This is a genomic window from Streptomyces ochraceiscleroticus (assembly GCF_000720485.1).
Lineage (GTDB): Bacteria > Actinomycetota > Actinomycetes > Streptomycetales > Streptomycetaceae > Streptomyces > Streptomyces ochraceiscleroticus.
On sequence record NZ_JOAX01000012.1, the window covers coordinates 134,535 to 153,512 of the forward strand.

General features: G+C 71.1%; 13 protein-coding genes and 1 riboswitch. Of the genes, 9 read left to right on the forward strand and 4 right to left on the reverse strand.

Features of this window, described 5'->3' with window-relative positions; all coding sequences use genetic code 11:
* Positions 1-8 precede the first annotated feature (8 nt).
* Positions 9-947, reverse strand: coding sequence for a ferredoxin family protein (locus IG84_RS0116990; protein WP_031057441.1), 939 nt, complete (start codon positions 945-947; stop codon positions 9-11).
* Between the two features lie 532 nt (positions 948-1,479).
* Between IG84_RS0116990 and IG84_RS0116995 the strand changes: the two genes are divergently transcribed.
* Positions 1,480-2,694 (forward strand): CobW family GTP-binding protein, encoded by a 1,215-nt coding sequence (locus IG84_RS0116995; RefSeq protein ID WP_078648926.1) that lies wholly within the window; start codon positions 1,480-1,482, stop codon positions 2,692-2,694.
* Between the two features lie 158 nt (positions 2,695-2,852).
* On the opposite strand, the gene IG84_RS0117000 is transcribed toward IG84_RS0116995, so the two are convergent.
* Complete coding sequence (locus IG84_RS0117000) at positions 2,853-5,321, reverse strand: DNA gyrase/topoisomerase IV subunit A (protein ID WP_031057448.1); 2,469 nt, start codon at positions 5,319-5,321, stop codon at positions 2,853-2,855.
* Positions 5,322-5,771: 450 nt separating this feature from the next.
* Here IG84_RS0117000 and IG84_RS0117005 point away from each other — a divergent pair, with 450 nt between their 5' ends.
* The 4 genes from IG84_RS0117005 to IG84_RS0117020 all read left to right on the forward strand — a co-directional run bounded on the left by IG84_RS0117005 (position 5,772) and on the right by IG84_RS0117020 (position 10,822).
* The gene (locus IG84_RS0117005; protein ID WP_037800389.1) at positions 5,772-7,160 is read left to right on the forward strand and encodes a M16 family metallopeptidase; all 1,389 of its coding nucleotides are present in this window, start codon (positions 5,772-5,774) and stop codon (positions 7,158-7,160) included.
* 20 nt (positions 7,161-7,180) lie between these two features.
* Positions 7,181-8,548, forward strand: coding sequence for a M16 family metallopeptidase (locus IG84_RS0117010; RefSeq protein WP_107053902.1), 1,368 nt, complete (start codon positions 7,181-7,183; stop codon positions 8,546-8,548).
* A 343-nt stretch (positions 8,549-8,891) separates the two neighbouring features.
* Positions 8,892-9,048, forward strand: a riboswitch (cyclic di-AMP (ydaO/yuaA leader).
* Between the two features lie 13 nt (positions 9,049-9,061).
* Complete coding sequence (locus IG84_RS0117015; RefSeq protein ID WP_031057455.1) at positions 9,062-9,895, forward strand: M23 family metallopeptidase; 834 nt, start codon at positions 9,062-9,064, stop codon at positions 9,893-9,895.
* A gap of 228 nt (positions 9,896-10,123) precedes the next feature.
* Entirely contained in the window at positions 10,124-10,822 is a 699-nt protein-coding gene (locus tag IG84_RS0117020) for a GntR family transcriptional regulator (protein ID WP_031057458.1), read from the forward strand.
* Positions 10,823-11,112: 290 nt separating this feature from the next.
* Here the strand turns inward: IG84_RS0117020 and IG84_RS0117025 are convergent, their stop codons facing one another.
* The gene (locus tag IG84_RS0117025) at positions 11,113-11,394 is read right to left on the reverse strand and encodes an HPr family phosphocarrier protein (protein WP_030260828.1); all 282 of its coding nucleotides are present in this window, start codon (positions 11,392-11,394) and stop codon (positions 11,113-11,115) included.
* A 248-nt stretch (positions 11,395-11,642) separates the two neighbouring features.
* Between IG84_RS0117025 and IG84_RS0117030 the strand changes: the two genes are divergently transcribed.
* From IG84_RS0117030 to IG84_RS0117045, 4 genes are all read left to right on the forward strand, one after another.
* The gene (locus tag IG84_RS0117030; protein WP_031057461.1) at positions 11,643-14,495 is read left to right on the forward strand and encodes a bifunctional acetate--CoA ligase family protein/GNAT family N-acetyltransferase; all 2,853 of its coding nucleotides are present in this window, start codon (positions 11,643-11,645) and stop codon (positions 14,493-14,495) included.
* A 57-nt stretch (positions 14,496-14,552) separates the two neighbouring features.
* Entirely contained in the window at positions 14,553-15,143 is a 591-nt protein-coding gene (locus IG84_RS0117035; protein ID WP_030260834.1) for a DUF5998 family protein, read from the forward strand.
* A complete protein-coding gene (locus IG84_RS0117040) occupies positions 15,143-16,342 on the forward strand; it encodes an alkaline phosphatase family protein (protein ID WP_031057465.1) in 1,200 nt (399 codons plus the stop codon). Before IG84_RS0117035 ends, IG84_RS0117040 begins: the two co-directional genes overlap by 1 nt.
* Before the next feature lie 258 nt (positions 16,343-16,600).
* Complete coding sequence (locus tag IG84_RS0117045) at positions 16,601-17,251, forward strand: thymidine kinase (RefSeq protein WP_031057469.1); 651 nt, start codon at positions 16,601-16,603, stop codon at positions 17,249-17,251.
* Between the two features lie 833 nt (positions 17,252-18,084).
* Here IG84_RS0117045 and IG84_RS41180 read toward each other — a convergent pair.
* Complete coding sequence (locus IG84_RS41180) at positions 18,085-18,372, reverse strand: hypothetical protein (protein ID WP_157848894.1); 288 nt, start codon at positions 18,370-18,372, stop codon at positions 18,085-18,087.
* Positions 18,373-18,978: the final 606 nt, after the last annotated feature.

The following is an 18,978-nucleotide window of genomic DNA, read 5'->3' on the forward strand; positions in this document are numbered from 1 at the left end:
CGTGACGATCATGTGGCGGCGATGACGGGGGTGAGCGCAGTGATGTCTGTGACGGACATGAGCGCCGGAGGGATGGCGGAGGCTCCGCAGCTGGCCGGGGCGGCGGTGTCGCCGGCGCGCTGCTCGACGGTGACGCGCCAGGCGCGGCCGTCGGCGTGGGCGAGCGTGAGGGTCCAGGAGGGAGGCGTGCCCTCGCCGGAGGAGTGGCCCTCGGTCCCGGTGACGTCGAGGGCGTCGGCGCGGTCCTCGCCGATCAGATCGCGGACCGCGAGGTCGGCGGCCTGCGCCGGGCGGTCCCAGGTGGAGCGGCCGCGGCAGTGGTCGGTGACCACCCGGCCCTCGCGCGCCGCGACGACGGCGTCCTGGACGAGCGGCGCCTCCGCCCGGCCGTATGCGTATCCGTACGGCAGCACGAAGAGCGTGGGGGAGAAGCGATGACCACCGATGTGCGTGACCTCCCACGCCTCCATGCCGTCCGCCGCAAGCTCCGCGGCGAGCGGCCGGCCCAGCACGGCACAGCAGCGGTCGCGCTTGCCGTTGGTGCACACCAGGACCGGCGGCCGGCCCGTGTACGGCTCCCAGAGACCGCCGTGTGCGCCCGCGCCCAGCGCCGCGAAGTCCAGGTGGAGGAGCGTGCCGGGGTCGGCGATCCGTGCCGTGCGGATCCAGGAGCGGCCGGGGGCGGTGTGCGCGAGGAAGACCCGGCGCGGCGTGTTCGCCCCGCGGTCGGCGTGCCGGCCGGGACGGCGGATCAGGGCGACGCGTACGCCGGTGTCCGCGGCGGCTGCCTCCAGGGCACGGCCGACGGCCGGGTCGAGATGGCTGTCGGTGAGTGCTTGGGCACCCCAGGGGCCGCTCTGCTCGACGAGCAGCCAGGTCCGGGCGGTGGCCGCCGTGCCGGCCAGGGGTTCGGCCGCTGTGCGGGAAGCGGTTGCGCAGGTACTCACATAGGTGAGCCTAACCTGAGGACCGCGGCGCCGACGGGTGGCGGGGCGGCAATGGCCTGTCCTCGCCGGAGTGCTTCGCATTTCCTCCGCCGTCGGTCCCCTGCCGGGCAGCCTGCCGGTGGAGCCGATGCCTGCCGCGCATCCGGCGAGGATCGGCGTGGCGCGGGAGCCGGACGGGGCGCCAATATCCTGGAACAGGCGACGGGCCTGAAGATCGTCCAGGTCTTCCGGACAGCAGTCCGCTCCGTAGCGACCGCTGCCTGCCGGGTCCGTGCCCGCCACGCTCGATCGATGTACGCCGCGGCCGAGGCTGGCAGGCGTACGCGGACCGACCGGACACGCTGGAGGCGCCCCCTTGACCAGTACGCAGCACGCGGCCACTCCTGGCCCGGCCACTCCGGCCGCGGCCACCCGTGCCCGGAATGCCCGGGAGCAGGCGGCCGTCCGGGAGGCGGCGGGCCCGGCCCCGACCTCGATCCCGCCCCCGATCCCGGGCCCGGCTCCGGACTCGGTCCCGACCGCCGGGGACTCCGTGCCGCGGCAGATCCCGGTCGTCGTGCTCGCCGGGTTCCTCGGGTCCGGCAAGACCACCCTGCTCAATCACCTGCTGAGCCGGAGCGGTGGCACCCGGATCGGAGCGGTCGTCAACGACTTCGGGGCGATCGAGATCGACGCGATGCTGGTCGCGGGCCAGGTCGACTCGATGGTGTCGCTGGGGAACGGCTGCCTGTGCTGCGCGGTCGACACGAGCGAGCTGGACACGTATCTGGAGCGGCTGGCGCGCCCCTCCTCCCACATCGACGTCATCGTCATCGAAGCCAGCGGCCTGGCCGAGCCGCAAGAGCTCATCCGGATGATCCTGGCGAGCGAGAGCGACCGGATCGTGTACGGCGGGCTGGTCGAGGTGGTCGACGCGGCGGAGTTCGAGGGCACGCGCGCCCGCCACCCGGAGCTGGACCGGCACCTGGGCATCGCGGACCTGGTGGTCCTCAACAAGGCCGACCGGATCGGCGACGCGCAGCGGGCGGAGCTGCTGGGCACCCTCGGTGAGCTGGCGCCCGGTACGCCCGTCGTGCCCGCGACGTACGGGCGCATCGATCCGGAGCTGCTCTTCGAGCGCCGGCCCCGGGAAGGCGTGGCCGAGGGACAGCTCTCCTTCGAGGACCTGCTCAGGGAGGAGGCCGAGCACGAGGAACACGAGCACGCCGCGCACGAGGAGTGTGCGGCGCATGAGGGGAGTGCCGACGGCGAGAGCTGTGAGGGACACGGACACCGATACGGGCACCGGCGTCATCTGCACGCCGGATACGACACCGTGGAGTTCACCTCGGCCGAGCCGATGCACCCACGGCGGTTGATGGAGTTCCTGGACGCGCGGCCTGCCGGGCTGTACCGCATCAAGGGGTTCGTGCACTTCGGTGTGGAGGGGAGCGGACAGAAGTTCACCGTGCACGCGGTGGGTGGTTTTCTGCGGTTCTACCCCGGAGCGTGGGCCGAGGGGGAGGAGCGGCTGACGCAGCTCGTGCTCATCGGGTCCGGTATCGACGCGCCGGCGCTGCGGAAGGAGCTGGACGCCTGCCGCGACACCGCGCCCGAGGAGACCGACCCGCACACGATGTGGGGAGTGCTGAGGTACGTACCGTCCATCGCGTCCGACGAGGAACCGGATGCGACGGAGGAGGACGAGGCATTCGCGGCGGACGTCAGGGAGGAATTCACAGCAGAGGCGCCCGCGGAGGAGGCGTAGAGGTACACGCGGCGGAGGCATAAGCGACAGCCCGAGCCACGAACACCAAGCCCCCGGACCCCGGCGCCGCACGCCACCGAAGTGCGTACGGCGCCGAGAACCGGGCCAGGACGGAGGCGCCCCCCCTGCCGGACGGCGCCTCACTCGGGAAAACGTCCCTAAACCGGCCCCGCCACCGTGGCCACCCGCTTCGTGAGCGGAATGCCCGAGCCGTCGCGGCGCGGGTCCGGGTCCGGGAGCGGTACCGGGCTGCCCTTGGCGTCCGCGGCGCGGGCCGGGGCGGCGCCGGCCCAGGCCAGGGTGAGATGGTCCTCGCCCTTCAGGAAGCGCTGGCAGCGGACGCCGCCGGTCGCCCGGCCCTTGCGCGGGTACTGATCGAAGGGAGTGAGCTTGGCGGTGCTGATGGAGTCGTCCAGCGTGCCGTGCGAGCCGGAGACGGTGAAGACCACCGCGTCGGCGGCCGGGTCGACGGCGGTGAAGGAGATGACCTTCGCGCCGGCGGCGAGCTTGATGCCGGCCATGCCGCCGGCGGCGCGGCCCTGCGGACGTACCTGCGCGGCCGGGTAGCGGAGCAGTTGGGCCTCGTCGCTGATGAAGACCAGGTCCTCCTCGCCGGTACGCAGCTCGACGGCGCCGACGACGCGGTCACCGTCCCTGAGGGAGATGACCTCCAACTCCTCCTTGTTGGCCGGGTAGTCCGGCACCACTCTCTTGACCACGCCCTGTTCCGTGCCGAGGGCGAGGCCGGGTGAGGATTCGTCGAGGGTGGTCAGGCAGACCAGCTCCTCGCCGTCGTCGAGGGTGAGGAACTCGGAAATCTTCGCGCCGCCGGACAGGCTGGGGGTGGCGGCCGTCTCCGGCAATTGCGGCAGGTCGATGACCGATAGCCGCAGCAGCCGCCCGGCGGAGGTGACCGCGCCGACCTCGGCGCGTGCCGTGGCCGGGACGGCGGAGACGATGACGTCGTGCTTGGCGCGCTTGGCGTCGGTGTCGAAGGAGCCCTCGCCGCCCGCCGTACGCGCCAGCAGCCCCGTGGAGGACAGCAGGACGCGGCAGGGGTCGTCGGCGACCTCCAGCGGCACCGCGGCGGCCGCGGCCGCGCCGGAGGACTCCAGCAGGACCGTGCGGCGCTCGCTGCCGTACTTCTTGGCGACCGAGGCCAGTTCGGAGGAGACCAGCTTGCGCAGCTCGGCGTCGGAATCGAGGATCTTGGTCAGCTTCTCGATGTCGGCGCGGAGGGTGTCGCGCTCGGACTCCAGCTCGATGCGGTCGAACTTGGTGAGGCGGCGCAGCGGGGTGTCGAGGATGTACTGCGTCTGGATGTCGCTCAGCCCGAAGCGCTCGATCAGCCGCTGCTTGGCCTCCGCGCTGTTCTCGCTGGAGCGGATGAGGCGGATGACCTCGTCGATGTCGACCAGCGCGGTGAGCAGGCCCTCGACGAGGTGGAGGCGGTCGCGCTTCTTGCCGCGGCGGAACTCGCTCCGCCGCCGTACGACCGTGAAGCGGTGGTCGACATAGACCTCCAGGAGCTCCTTCAGGCCCAGCGTCAGCGGCTGGCCGTCGACCAGCGCGACGTTGTTGATGCCGAAGGACTCCTCCATGGGAGTGAGCTTGTACAGCGTCTCCAGGACGGCTTCGGGGTTGAAGCCGTTCTTGATCTCGATGACCAGGCGGAGGCCGTGCTCGCGGTCGGTGAGGTCCTTGACGTCCGCGATGCCCTGCAGCTTCTTCGAGCCGACCAGGTCCTTGATCTTGGAGATGACCTTCTCGGGGCCGACCGTGAAGGGCAGTTCGGTGACGACCAGGCCCTTGCGGCGCGCCGTGACGTTCTCGACCGAGACGGTGGCGCGGATCTTGAAGCTGCCGCGGCCCTTCTCGTACGCGTCCCGGACACCGCCGAGGCCGACGATGCGGCCGCCCGTGGGCAGGTCGGGGCCCGGGACGTACCGCATCAGCGTTTCGAGATCGGCGTTCGGGTGCTTGATGAGGTGCCGGGCGGCGGCGATGACCTCGCCGAGGTTGTGCGGCGGCATGTTCGTCGCCATGCCCACCGCGATGCCGGAGGCGCCGTTGACAAGGAGGTTCGGATACGCCGCCGGGAGGGCGACGGGCTCCTGCTCCTGGCCGTCGTAGTTCGGTTGGAAGTCGACGGTGTCCTCGTCGATGGACTCCGTCATCAGGGATGTCGCGGAGTCCATCCGGCACTCGGTGTACCGCATGGCCGCCGGCGGGTCGTCGTTCCCCAGCGAACCGAAGTTGCCGTGGCCGTCGACCAGCGGCAGCCGCATGGAGAAGGGCTGCGCCATGCGCACCAGCGCGTCGTAGATCGACGCGTCGCCGTGCGGGTGGAGCTTACCCATGACCTCGCCGACGACGCGGGCGCACTTCACGTATCCGCGATCGGGGCGCAGGCCCATCTCGTTCATTTGGTACAGGATGCGGCGGTGTACGGGCTTGAGGCCGTCGCGTGCGTCGGGCAGGGCGCGCGAGTAGATGACCGAATACGCGTACTCCAGGAAGGAACCCTGCATCTCATCGACGACGTCGATGTCGAGGATCCGCTCCTCGAAGTCCTGGGGCTCCGGTGTGCCCCCTGACGGCGGGGTCTTCGTGCTGCGGCGGGCCATCGCGGCTGCGGCTCCTTCGCTCGAACTCTGCTTCGCTTACGGCTACGGCGTCTGCTGGACCGGCAGGTCGGCGCGGTGCTCGCGTCCCCTGCCGGGGCAGGCCCGACGGCTGAGTCTGCCGGGATCTGCCGTGCTCCGTCGCGCTCAACGGCCGAACCTGTCGCGGACCATTGTGGACCGCCGCACTGACATCGCCGACCGCGACCCGTCCGTAACGCCCCTGCGCACCGGCCGCGGCCCGCCTCCGGAGCCCCGCGAACGACGGCCGCCAAGTGTCCGGAAACCGCGCGACAGGCGGCGAACACCAGAGCGGAACGCAGGTGCGGAGCACCCCGATCCGGGGAATCTCCTTCCGGCGGGGGTGCCGGGCGGGAACTTCGCCAGATGTCGGCGCGCTTGCATACAGTGACAGAACTTCCTCGCAAGCGGATCGAAGGGACGTACATGCCCATGGGTCACACGGCCACAGAACAAGCCGGCTCCGGCGGCCTGACAGCGACCGAGCACCGGCTGGCCAATGGCCTGCGCGTGGTGCTCTCGGAGGACCACCTGACCCCCGTCGCGGCGGTCTGCCTGTGGTACGACGTCGGCTCCCGCCACGAGGTGAAGGGCCGCACGGGCCTCGCGCACCTCTTCGAGCACCTGATGTTCCAAGGGTCGGCGCAGGTCAAGGGCAACGGTCACTTCGAGCTGGTGCAGGGCGCCGGCGGCTCGCTCAACGGCACCACGAGCTTCGAGCGCACGAACTACTTCGAGACCATGCCGGCGCACCAGCTGGAGCTCGCCCTGTGGCTGGAGGCGGACCGGATGGGTTCGCTGCTGGCCGCACTGGACGAGGAGTCGCTGGAGAACCAGCGCGACGTGGTGAAGAACGAGCGCCGCCAGCGGTACGACAACGTGCCGTACGGCACCGCGTTCGAGAAGCTGACGGCGATGGCCTACCCCGAGGGCCACCCGTACCACCACACGCCCATCGGGTCCATGGCCGACCTGGACGCCGCCTCCCTGGAGGACGCGCGGAACTTCTTCCGCACGTACTACGCGCCCAACAACGCCGTGCTGTCCATCGTGGGCGACATCGACCCCGAGCAGACGCTCGCCTGGGTGGAGAAGTACTTCGGGTCCATCCCCGGCCACGACGGCAAGCAGCCGCCGCGGGACGGCTCGCTGCCCGAGATCATGGGCAAGGAGCTGCGCGAGGTCGTGCACGAAGAGGTTCCCTCGCGCGCCCTCATGGCGGCGTACCGGCTGCCGCACGACGGCACCCGTGAGGCTGATGCCGCGGACGTCGCGTTGACGATCCTGGGTGGTGGCGAGTCCTCCCGGCTCTACAACCGCCTGGTGCGCCGCGACCGCAGCGCCGTCGCGGCGGGCTTCGGCCTGCTGCGCCTGGCGGGCGCGCCCTCGCTGGGCTGGCTGGACGCCAAGACGTCGGCCGGCGTGGAGGTGTCCGCCATCGAGCGGGCCGTGGACGAGGAGCTGAAGCGCTTCGCCGAGGAGGGCCCGACCGCCGAGGAGATGGAGCGCGCGCAGGCCCAGTTGGAGCGCGAGTGGCTGGACCGCCTGGAGACGGTCGCCGGGCGCGCGGACGAACTGGCCCGGTACGCGGTGCTGTTCGGCGACCCGCAGCTCGCGCTGAACGCCGTACAGCGCCTTCTGGACATCACCCCGGAGGAGGTCAAGGCGGTTGCCGCGGCCCGGCTGCGCCCCGACAACCGCGCGGTGCTGGTCTACGAGCCGTCCCGGCCCGCCGAGGCCGCGGCCGCCGGAGAGCCGGAGCCCGCCGCGGCCGCCGTCCAGAACGAGACCGAGACCAAGACCGAGGAGGCGGCCCAGTGACCGACGCCGTGACCCCGACCATGACCTTCCACCCGCAGCCGCAGGCCGGGCAGCCGAAGCCGTGGGCGTTCCCGGCTCCGGTGCGCAGCGCGCTCGGCAACGGCCTGACGGTGCTGCGCGCCGACCGCCCGGGCCAGCAGGTCGTGGCCGTCGAGATCAACCTCGTCGCGCCGCTGGACGCCGAGCCCGAGGGCCTGGACGGCGTCGCCACGATCATGGCGCGGGCGTTCTCCGAGGGCACCGACAAGCACGACGCTGAGGAGTTCGCCGCCGAGCTGGAGCGCTGCGGCGCCACGCTGGACGCGCACGCGGACCACCCCGGTCTCCGTGTCTCCCTCGAGGTGCCGGCCTCCCGCCTGGTCAAGGCGCTCGGCCTGCTCGCTGACGCCCTGCGCGCCCCGGCCTTCCCGGACAGCGAGGTGGAGCGCCTGGTGCGCAACCGCCTGGACGAGATCCCGCACGAGCTGGCGAACCCTGCCCGGCGCGCCGCGATGGCCCTCTCCAAGGAGCTGTTCCCGGCCACCTCCCGGATGTCCCGGCCCCGCCAGGGCACCGAGGAGACGGTGGCGCGCATCGACGCCGCCGCGGTCCGCGCCTTCTACGAGGCGCACGTACGCCCCGCCACGGCCACCGCCGTCGTCGTCGGCGACTTCACCGGGGTGGACCTCGACGCGGCGCTGGAGGACACCCTCGGCGCCTGGACCGGCTCCACCGCCGAGCCGGTGGCCGCCTCGCCCATCACGGCCGACGACAGGGGCCGTGTGGTCATCGTCGACCGCCCCGGCGCCGTCCAGACGCAGCTCCTGATCGGCCGCATCGGCGCCGACCGGCACGACCGCGTCTGGCCGGCCCAGGTGCTCGGCACGTACTGCCTGGGCGGCACGCTCACCTCCCGCCTGGACCGCGTGCTGCGTGAGGAGAAGGGCTACACCTACGGCGTACGGGCCTTCGGGCAGGTGCTGCGTTCCTCCAGTGACGGGACGGGTGCCGCGATGCTCGCCATAAGCGGTTCGGTGGACACGGAGTCCACGGGTCCGGCGCTGGAGGACCTGTGGAAGGTGCTGCGGACGCTGGCCGCCGAGGGCCTGACCGACGCCGAGCGCGACGTGGCGGTGCAGAATCTCGTCGGCGTGGCGCCGCTGAAGTACGAGACGGCCGCGGCCGTCGCCGGGACGCTGGCCGACCAGGTCGAGCAGCACCTCCCCGACGACTTCCAGTCGGAGCTGTACCGGCGCATGGCCGAGACCGGCACGGTCGAGGCGACCGCCGCCGCGGTCAACGCCTTCCCGGTGGACCGGCTCGTCACGGTCCTGGTGGGCGACGCCGCGCAGATCGCGGAGCCGGTGCGGAAGCTGGGCATCGGTGAGGTGTCGGTCGTCACGGGCTGATGCGGAGCGGGCCGGCGGCGGTCACGGACCGGCGCCGGCCACGGCGGTTGCGGTGGTGAATTCACCTGCGCGCTACGGCGTAAGGACGGGCCGGAACGCGCCGTACCGGTGCCGTCACAGGGTGACGTGAACCGTGCCAACACCGCTTACATAGCAGGACATAAAGGGTCCCGGGTCGCTAAAGCGGCCCGGGATCTTCGGTTTTGTCCGGAATGCTGTAGGCGGTTGCCTCCCTCGCGTGTGGCGTCCGGCACAAACTCCCGATTCTGTTTGCTGATCGCGAGATGTCCCCTTTAGCGTCGGTCCGGCTGTTCGTCAGAAGTGCGCCGCGCCCGCGGCCGCCGGACAGTCATCGCCGAGTCCCCGTACGGCGCGAGCCAGGGGAGCCGGGGACCCACATGTCCCCTTGGGGTGAATCGGCGTCCTCCCCGGAGGCCGCCGTAGGAGACCTTCCTGCTCCGAACCCGTCAGCTAACCCGGTAGGCGAGAAGGAAGGAAAGGAGTGCGCCGGTCATGGCGTTCACCCGTGCCACCGGCAAGCACCGCCGCCCCGGCCGTGCTGCCCGGACCACCCGCAATATCGCCGGCATAGCCGCCGCGACCGGCGTCGTCGTCTCCATCGCCTCCCCGGCGCTGGCCGCGAACGAGGACCCGGCCGCCACCGACACCGGCCTGACTCGCGCGATCGCCGACACCGGTGACCGGGTCGCCGACAACATCGTCGCGCAGGCCGACGCGCAGGAGGAGGCCGCCGAGGTCGCCGCCGCCCGTGCGCAGGTCGAGGACGCCGCCGTCAAGAGCGCCGAGGCCGCCAAGAAGAAGGCCCAGGAGGCCCAGCGCAAGGCCGCCGCCGAGGCCGCCGAGAAGAAGGCCGCCGCCAAGAAGAAGGCGGCGGAGAAGCGCGCCTCGCGCTCCGACGCCCGCACCACCCTCAGCTCCAGCGGCTTCGTCGCGCCGATCGCCGGCAGCTACGTCTCCACGCCGTACAAGGCGTCCAGCGGCCTGTGGTCCTCCGGCAGCCACTCCGGCATCGACTTCCACGCCGCCTCCGGCACCGCCGTCCACGCCGTCGGCGCGGGCACCGTCGTCGAGGCCGGCTGGGGCGGTGCCTACGGCAACAACATCGTCCTGAAGATGGACGACGGCACCTACACCCAGTACGGCCACCTGTCGTCCATCGGCGTCTCGGTCGGCCAGAAGGTCTCCGCGAACCAGCAGATCGGGCTGTCCGGCAACACCGGCAACACCACCGGTCCGCACCTGCACTTCGAGGCGCGCACCGGCCCGGACTACGGCTCGGACATCGACCCGGTCGCGTACCTGCGCTCGCACGGCGTCAACGTCTGAGCAACGTACGGCGCTCCCTGCGTACCACCCGAAGCCCCGGCCCCCGGCCGGGGCTTCGGCGTCTCCGTATACGCTCCCGCCCCCGGCTCCCCGGAACTCCCGCCCTTTGGCCAAAAAATATCCATGAATTCGTGACGGCCATCGGAAATGCCGGTCCGGTGTCATAGAGTCACGGAAAAGGCGCCGCCCGGACGGCGTTTCCAGAGGATTACGGCGGAGGCACGGACGATGCGAGGGAACATTTCGGCGCATGCGGTCTGCACGGCGATTCGCGACGACATCGTCTCCGGAACGTTCCCGCCCGGCTCCCGGCTGATCGAGGAACTGCTCGCCTCCCGGTACGGCGTCTCCCGCGTCCCCGTGAGGGAAGCGCTGCGCACGCTGGAGTCCGAGGGCTTCGTGACGACGCGGCGGCACGCGGGCGCGTGCGTCGCCGAGCCGACCGAGCAGGAGGCCGCCGACCTCCTGGACATCCGCCTCCTCCTGGAGCCTCTCGGGGCCGCCCGCGCCGCGGCCCGCCGCTCCGCCGCCCACCTGAAGGTACTGCGCGGCCTGGTCCGCCTGGGGCGCGCGAGAGCCCGCCACGGCAACGCCGCCGACCTGCGGCAACTGGACGGCTGGTTCCACGAGACGCTCGCCCAGGCGTCCGGCAGCCCGAGCATGACGGCGCTGCTCACCCAGGTGCGCCGCAAGATCGACTGGGTGTACGCGATCGACCTGGACCAGCCGTCACCGGGCGAGGCGGACCGGTCCTGGCAGGAGCACGGCGCGATCGTGGACGCGGTGGCGCGCGGCGATGCCGAGCGCGCCCGCGCACTGACCGCCGCGCATGTGGAGCACGCGCTGCCCGCCCACCGGCTGCGCCGTCCCGCACCGGCGGTGAGGGAAGCGAAACAGCCCGTAAACACGGCGCGCGTGCGGAATTAACACCGCTGCCGTATACAACTCCTGGGGAATTCCGTACCCCTGCTCGGCCGTGCCCGAATTCTTTTTACGCGCGCCCGAATGTCTTTTGCGTCGAGTCCCGGCCGTCTTTTGTGCCGGGTCCCGGCCGAAGGGGAAAGCGTGAATTCCGTGCCACCGGTGCGGCCTCTCCGATGGCTCCCGACGTCCTGCGGCAATGCGAACGGCCCCGCCCGTGACCCGTATGCGGGTCACCGTGGCGGGGCCGTGACAGCGGAACCGGGCGGTGTGCGGCCGCCGGCCTGCCCGAAGGGTCAGACCGTCTCCGGGAGCTCCTCGAGGCCCTCGGAGACGAGCTTCGCCAGGCGGTCCAGCGCGGCGTCGGCGCCGTCGGCGTCCGAAGCCAGCACGATCTCCTCGCCGCCCTGGGCGCCCAGGCCCAGGACCGCGAGCATCGAGGCGGCGTTGACGGGGTTGCCGTCGCCCTTGGCGATCGTGACCGGTACGCCGGAAGCGGTGGCCGCACGGACGAAGATCGAGGCGGGGCGGGCGTGCAGACCCTCGGCCCATCCGACATTGACGCGGCGCTCAGCCATGGTGTTGCCCTTCGAGTAGGGAAAGTTGTCTAGACCAGTCTCTCACGGGGGCACCGGTGGTCCGGTGTGCCCAGCCCCCGTGAGAGCTCGGATCCTAGAAGTCCCAGCCTGCGTCACGCCCAGGCTGTACGCATGCTGAGACCCGGTCGTACGCACGGTCCCGCTCCGGGGTACGTACGGTCGTATCCGGGGTGCTTCCGGGCACTTCGGTCCGCCCCCGGATACGCACACGGTCGTACGCTGTCCGCATGGAGACGCCGTCGGATGCCGCCGCCTACCCCGCCCACTGGGAAGCCGACGTGGTGCTGCGTGACGGCGGCACCGCCCGGATCCGCCCCATCACCCCGGACGACGCGGAACGCCTGGTCTCCTTCTACGAGCAGGTCTCCGACGAGTCGAAGTACTACCGGTTCTTCGCGCCCTACCCCCGGCTCTCCGACCGCGACGTGCACCGCTTCACCCACCACGACTACGTGGACCGGGTCGGGCTCGCCGCCTTCGTGGGCGGCGAGATGATCGCCACCGTCCGGTACGACCGCATCAACGCCGACGGCCGGCCCGCCACCGGCCCCGACGCCGACCAGGCCGAGGTCGCCTTCCTCGTGCAGGACGCGCATCAGGGCCGCGGCGTGGCCTCCACGCTCATGGAGCACGCCGCAGCGGTCGCCCGCGAGCGCGGCATCCGTCGCTTCGTCGCCGAAGTGCTGCCCGCCAACACCAAGATGATCAAGGTGTTCACGGACGCCGGGTACACCCAGAAGCGCACCTTCGAAGACGGCGTCGTCCGCCTCGAATTCGACCTGGAGCCCACCGAACAGTCCGTTGCCGTCATGCGCGGCCGCGAGCACCGCGCCGAGGCCCGCTCCGTACAGCGGCTGCTCGCCCCCGGGTCGGTCGCCGTCATCGGCACGGGGCGCGCCCCCGGAGGCGTCGGCCGCGCGGCCCTCCGCAACATCCTCGACTCCGGCTTCACCGGCCACACGTACGCCGTCAACCACGCCTTCCCCGAAGGCGGCAGCACGCTGGACCCGGAGGGCGTACCGGCCTACCGCTCTCTCCGCGAGATCCCCGGACCCGTCGACCTGGCCGTCGTCGCCGTGCCCGCCGCGCACGTCCCCGATGTCGTGCGCGACTGCGGCGAGCACGGCGTACAGGGACTGGTCATCCTCACCTCCGGTTACGCGGAGGCCGGCCCCGAAGGACGCGAGAAGCAGCGCGCACTGCTGCGCCAGGCCCGCTCGTACGGTATGCGGCTGGTCGGCCCGAACGCCTTCGGGCTGATCAACACCGCGCCCGCCGTCCGCCTCAACGCCTCCCTCTCGCCCCGGCTGCCCGGCGCGGGCCGCGTCGGCCTGTTCACCCAGTCCGGCGCGATCGGCATCGGTCTGCTGGCCGCCCTCCAGGAGCGCGGTCCCGGGGACGGCGCGATCGCCGGCGTCTCCACCTTCGTATCGGCCGGCAACCGCGCCGACGTCTCCGGCAACGATCTGCTCCAGTACTGGTACGAGGACCCCGACACCGATGTCGCGCTGCTGTACCTGGAGTCGATCGGCAACCCCCGCAAGTTCACCCGGCTCGCCCGCCGCACCGCCGCCGCCAAGCCCGTCGTGGTCGTCAAGGGCGCCCGGCACAGCGGCACCGTCCCGCTCGGCCACACCGTCCCCACCACCCGCGTCCCCGACGCCACGGTCTCCGCGCTCATGCGGCAGGCCGGCGTCATCCGCGTCGGCACGGTCACCGAGCTGATCGACGCGGGGCTGCTGCTCGCCTCCCAGCCGCTGCCCGCCGGCCCCCGGGTGGCGATCCTCGGCAATTCCGAAGCGCTCGCCCTCCTCGCGTACGACGCGTGCCTCACCGAAGGGCTGCGCCCGCAGCGCCCCCATGTGCTGCCCTTCGCCGCCACGACCGCCGAATTCCGCGCGGCGCTTGCCCGGGCCCTGGCCAACGACCGCATCGACGCGGTCGTCCTCACCGCCATCCCCTGGGTCGCCGAGGGCAGCAGCGCGGACCCGGAGGAGATCGCCGCCCTCGCCCAGGCCCTGCGCGAGGCAGCCGCCGAGGGACCCGCCAAGCCCGTCACCGTCGTCCACCTGGCCATGGAGGAGCTGGCGGGGGCGCTCTCGGGGACGACAGGGGCGACGGCGGAGCCGGGGACCACGGACACGCCGGAAGCCGCCCAGGGCGCCTCAGAAGCGCCGGAAGCGCGCCCCGCCGGCCCGCCCCGCATCCCCGCCTACCCCGCCGCCGAGCGGGCCGTACGCTCCCTCGCCGAGGCCGTCCGGTACGCCGCCTGGCGCCGCGAGTCCGCCGTACCGGGCAAGGTCCCCGAGTACGAGGACATCCAGGAGGCCGCAGCCGGCTCCGACATCGAACGGCTCCTGGACGAGCTCACCGACGATGCCGAGCCGCACCGCTCCGTGGCGCTGCCCGCCGACGAGGCCGCCGCCCTGCTCGGCCGGTACGGCATCCGCGTCCGCGCCGCGCTCCCCGCACCCGACCCGGACACCGCCGTGCGCGCCGCCGAGGCCCTGGGCTATCCCGTCGCCCTGAAGACCACCGCACCTCACCTGAGGCACCGCGCCGACCTCGGGGGCGTGCGCCTCGACCTCCCCGGAGAACGCGCCCTGCGCCGCGCCTACGAAGAGCTGACCGACTTCCTCGGGAAGCCCGAGGAGCTGCGCCCGGTGGTGCAGGCGATGGTGCCGCGCGGCGTGGACACGGTGATCCGCGCCTCCATCGACCCGGCGGCCGGCGCCGTCCTCTCCTTCGGGCTGGCCGGCGCCCCCTCCCAGCTCCTCGGCGACATGGCACACCGCCTCGTCCCCGCCACCGACCGGGACGTCGCCGAGCAGATCCGCTCCATCCGGAGCGCGCCGCTGCTCTTCGGGTGGCGCGGCTCCCAGCCCGTGGACAGCGCCGCGCTGGAAGAACTGCTGCTGCGCGTCTCCCGGCTCGTCGACGACCACCCCGAGGTCGTCGGCATCGACCTGGAACCCGTCGTCGTCGCCCCCCAGGGCCTCGCCGTCCTCGGCGCCTCCGTACGCCTCGCCCGGCCCCCGGCCACCACCGACCTCGGCCCCCGCCGCCTCCCCGTGTACTGAGCCCCGGCCCGCCGCCTGCGGCCCGTGGCGGCCCCGGCGCCCCGTAGGATGGACGGCATGGCTAAGACCGGTACGACGACCCAGGGGCTGCGCGCGGCGATCGAGCGCAGCGGCTATTACCCGGCACTCGTGGCCGAGGCGGTGCAGGCCGCAGTGGGCGGCGAGCCGGTGGTGTCGTACCTGGTCCACCAGGAGACGACCTTCGACGCGAACGAAGTGCGCCGCCACGTCACGGTGCTGGTCCTCACCGGCACCCGCTTCATCGTCAGCCACACCGACGAGCAGGCCGCGGACGCCACGTCGCCGACGCCGTACGCCACGACCTCCACCGAGTCGGTGAAGCTCGGCCGGATCTCCTCCGTCGTGCTCAGCCGCGTCGTGGCCAACCCGGAGTCCTACACTCCGGGGCAGCTTCCCCGCGAGGTCGTGCTGACCATCGGCTGGGGCGCCGTCGCCCGGCTCGACCTGGAGCCCGCGAGCTGCGGCGACCCGAACTGCGAGGCCGACCACGGCTACACCGGCTCCTCCACGGCCGACGACCTCTCGCTGCGGGTCAGCGAGGCCGGCGACGGCCCGGACACCGTCCGGCAGACGCTCGCCTTCGCCCAGGCGCTTTCCGAAGCCACCGCCGCCTCGGCCGCCCGCTGATGGCGGGTTACGCCGTGGATCCGGCGTCCGCCTGGCCCGAGCCGCTGGACTTCGCCACCGCGCCGGTGCCCCAGTACGGCACGGGTGCCCTCGCCGACCTCCTGCCCGCCATCACCGCGGGCCAGGGCCTGACGCATGGGAATCCGACGGGCCTGGAGCTGGCGTCCGCCGACCGCGCCTGCGTCTTCCTGATCGACGGCCTGGGCTGGGAGCTGCTGCGCGCCCACCCGGACGAGGCGCCCTTCCTGACCTCGCTGCTCGGCACGTCCATGAACGGCACCGGGCGGCCCATGACGGCCTGTTTCCCCTCCACCACGGCCACGTCGCTGGCCTCGGTCGGCACGGGGCTGCCGCCCGGCGTGCACGGCCTGGCCGGGTACACCTGCCAGGACCCGGACACCGGCGCGCTGATGAACCAGCTCCGCTGGCAGCCGTGGACGGACCCGTACGCCTGGCAGCCGTACCCCACGGTCTTCCAGCAGGCGCACGCGGCGGGCATTCACACCTGCCAGGTCTCCGCGCCGAACTTCGAGCGCACCCCGCTCACCGAGATCGCACTCAGCGGCGGCACGTTTCACGGCCGGCTCTCCGGTGAGGACCGCATGGACCTCGCCGCCGAGCAGCTGGCCGCCGGCGACCGGTCGCTGGTCTACACGTACTACTCGGAGGTCGACGGCAAGGGCCACCGCTACGGCGTCGACTCCGACGCCTGGCGCGGCCAGCTCATGTACGTCGACCGGCTCGCGGAGCGGCTCGCCGAACAACTGCCGCCGCGCTCGGCCCTGTACATCACCGCCGACCACGGCATGATCGACATCCCGTTCGACCCGGAGTCCCGCGTCGACTTCGACGAGGACTGGGAACTGAGCGCGGGCGTACGGCTGCTGGGCGGCGAGGGCCGCTGCCGCCACGTGTACGCGCATCCGGGCGCGGCCGACGACGTGCTCGCGGTCTGGCGCGAGGTGGTCGGCGAGCAGATGTGGGTGGCCGGCCGCGAGGAGGCGATCGCCGCCGGGTGGTTCGGGCCGCACGTCGACGACCGGGTGCGGGGCAGAATCGGTGACGTGGTGGCCGCCGCACACGCCGACATGGTGATCATCGCGAGCCAGAACGAACCGCGCGAATCAGCCATGGTCGGCATGCATGGCTCCATGACCCCGGTCGAACAACTCGTCCCCCTCCTGGAAGTCCGCACCTGACGCACGCCGACCGGACACCTGACGCGCGCCGGCCGCGCTGTCAGTGGCACCCGTTACTGTGTTGAGCAGGGGTTCTGCGACCCCCCATTGGGGGAAGTGGTGGGGTGAAACGGTACGGCGCCCGCCCGGGCTCTCCTCCCACCTGCCCCTCTCCGAGGGGCACCGGACGCCAACCGGTACCCACCCGAACTCCCCCTCCGTACGACCCGATCGCCGTCGGCAGGCCCCGACGCGCCCGAAAGGCAACTTGAACCCCCCATGGCTGAACTGGTGTTCTTCAGCGGCACGATGGACTGCGGAAAGTCGACTCTGGCCCTACAGATTGGGCACAACCGTTCGGCTCGGGGGCTGCAGGGTGTGATCTTCACCCGGGATGACCGTGCGGGGGAGGGGAAGCTGTCGTCGCGTCTGGGACTGGTGACGGATGCAGTGGAGGCCACCGCGGGAATGGACCTGTACGGGTACCTCGTGGAGCAGATGACGCACGGCGGCAAGGTCGATTACGTCATCGTGGACGAGGCCCAGTTCCTCGCGCCCGAACAGATCGATCAGCTGGCGCGGATCGTGGACGACCTGGCCCTGGATGTCTTCGCCTTCGGCATCACCACAGACTTCCGCACGAAGCTCTTCCCCGGGTCGCAACGGCTGCTCGAGTTGGCGGACCGGATCGAGGCGTTGCAGGTCGAGGCGATGTGCTGGTGCGGTGCCCGGGCCACGCACAACGCCCGCACGGTGGGCGGCGAGATGGTGGTCGAGGGCGAGCAGGTGGTGGTGGGGGATGTGGCCATGCCCGCAGAGGAAGTCGGGTACGAGGTCCTCTGCCGACGCCATCACCGCAAGCGGATGACGAGCGCCGCGGCACGGGCGGCGGCACTGTCGCCCGATGTCCTGCCGGTCACCACTGACTGAGGCGGGGGCTTCGGCACCGGCACCGGGACCGCGACCGCCTGCCGCTACATCCGCGAGGCCGGCGAGGTCCTGGTCGCACGCGCGCCCACCCTCGCGCGGGCCGTGGACGTTGTCCGCCAAGCCGACCCCGGCCGCCGTCGCATGTTCGCCTTCGACACTCCGGACACGCACTCCACCACGGCAGCAGACACGGAAGACTGATGATTCATCGAAGCTCAGTTGGCTCAAGGCGACTTGCTCGGCCACCCATCCCAACGGAGCTTCGATCTCGTGGTCATGCCTTACTCACTTGGGGAAACGACCGCAATCCGGACTTTGCGTCAGCCCTGCCCCGGAGTTTGGCCAGCGCCTGACTCCAGAACTTTCACGCCGCTCTGCGACAATGCCGAACCCAGCACCGCCTGCCGAAATGTACGGACCTCAAGTACCCGCTCCTGATTGAGATGGATCTCCATCCCGCGCGGCTGCCACATCTTCCCAGCCGGAAGGTAGACAGCGCCCAGGATCTCACCCAGCTCCGCGCTAAGCACCACGCCCTCGCTGCCAAGCAGCTGCAGCCCTTGCTGGAGAGCTCAATTGCACCAAGCGTGAACTCGCTTGTCTCCAGCGAAGGTTCGTAATAGGTGACCGGATGCAACTGTTCAGAGCCCAGCACACCAAGTTGTTGACGCCCAGTCGTTGCGGCCAGTGCGCGCAGCTGTTTTTGTGCCCGCGCCCGCTTGGACAACAAGGCCGTCACCGGCAGAAGCGCTGCACGGATATGCCCGGCTCGCCCGAAAGTAGACGACTACGACGCTGCTGCTTCAAATCTGTTTCCTGATGTTCAGTACTAGTCACGAAGCTCCTCCTTCAGATACTCGCCTATCACGCTCGCGAGCTGCTACATCCATTGCCTTCAGGTACTGGTCGTAACACCACTTGGCATGATCCGGAACCCTCCTGAAAACGGCGCGCATCGCCAACGTGAGGATGAGGCTGGCACCAGCAAGCCCAACAGATTGAGGACTAAATGCAGCGAAGCTCCCGATCGCGGCGAGCAGGAAGACAATCGCGCCAAACAGGAAGAGGACAGCGCTGAAAATAGTGCGCGCCTTCGGGCTGTTGCCCCAGCCGTACTGCATCGGCGCCTCCGTACTACCGGAAACGCCACATTGCGGTACTACGTTGCCGGCCTGAATGTCGTACGACAGAGCCAACTCTGGCGTCAGGCTGCCTGCCGGCAGCGCCCGTCCCTCGTCTGTGTGCGCTAGCACAACCCAGCTCTGGATGGCCTCCCACCTGCGCTGATTTTCTCCCCGTATGCGGTTGAGGATTGCCCCACATCCGCCGCACACTACGACCAAGAGCACAACTGCCGAAACCGCATACAGCGCTATACCTGGGACGATGTACTTCGGGGCAGAGTAGACACTTACACACATCAGTGCGATGCAGGCTGCAAAGACCAATGCGCGCAAGAGAGAAATGTCCTGGCGGACGAGGGCTTTCATTCGCCGCCATGGCCCGTACCTGTTCTCCAGCGAGGCACATGCCTGCGAGCAAATCCCTCTGCTTCCGCGAGGGGGGATAAGTGAGTGCTCCTGTGATTCCCTAGTTACGGTTCAGGGCTGAAGGGGGCACGGCGTGTCCGGTTCATTCGGCTTGGGTAGATGGCGCGTCGGCTCGCCCCATTCTTCGGCGGTATGCGCCACATCTCCCTCTCAAAGTACGGAACTTGACCAACGTCA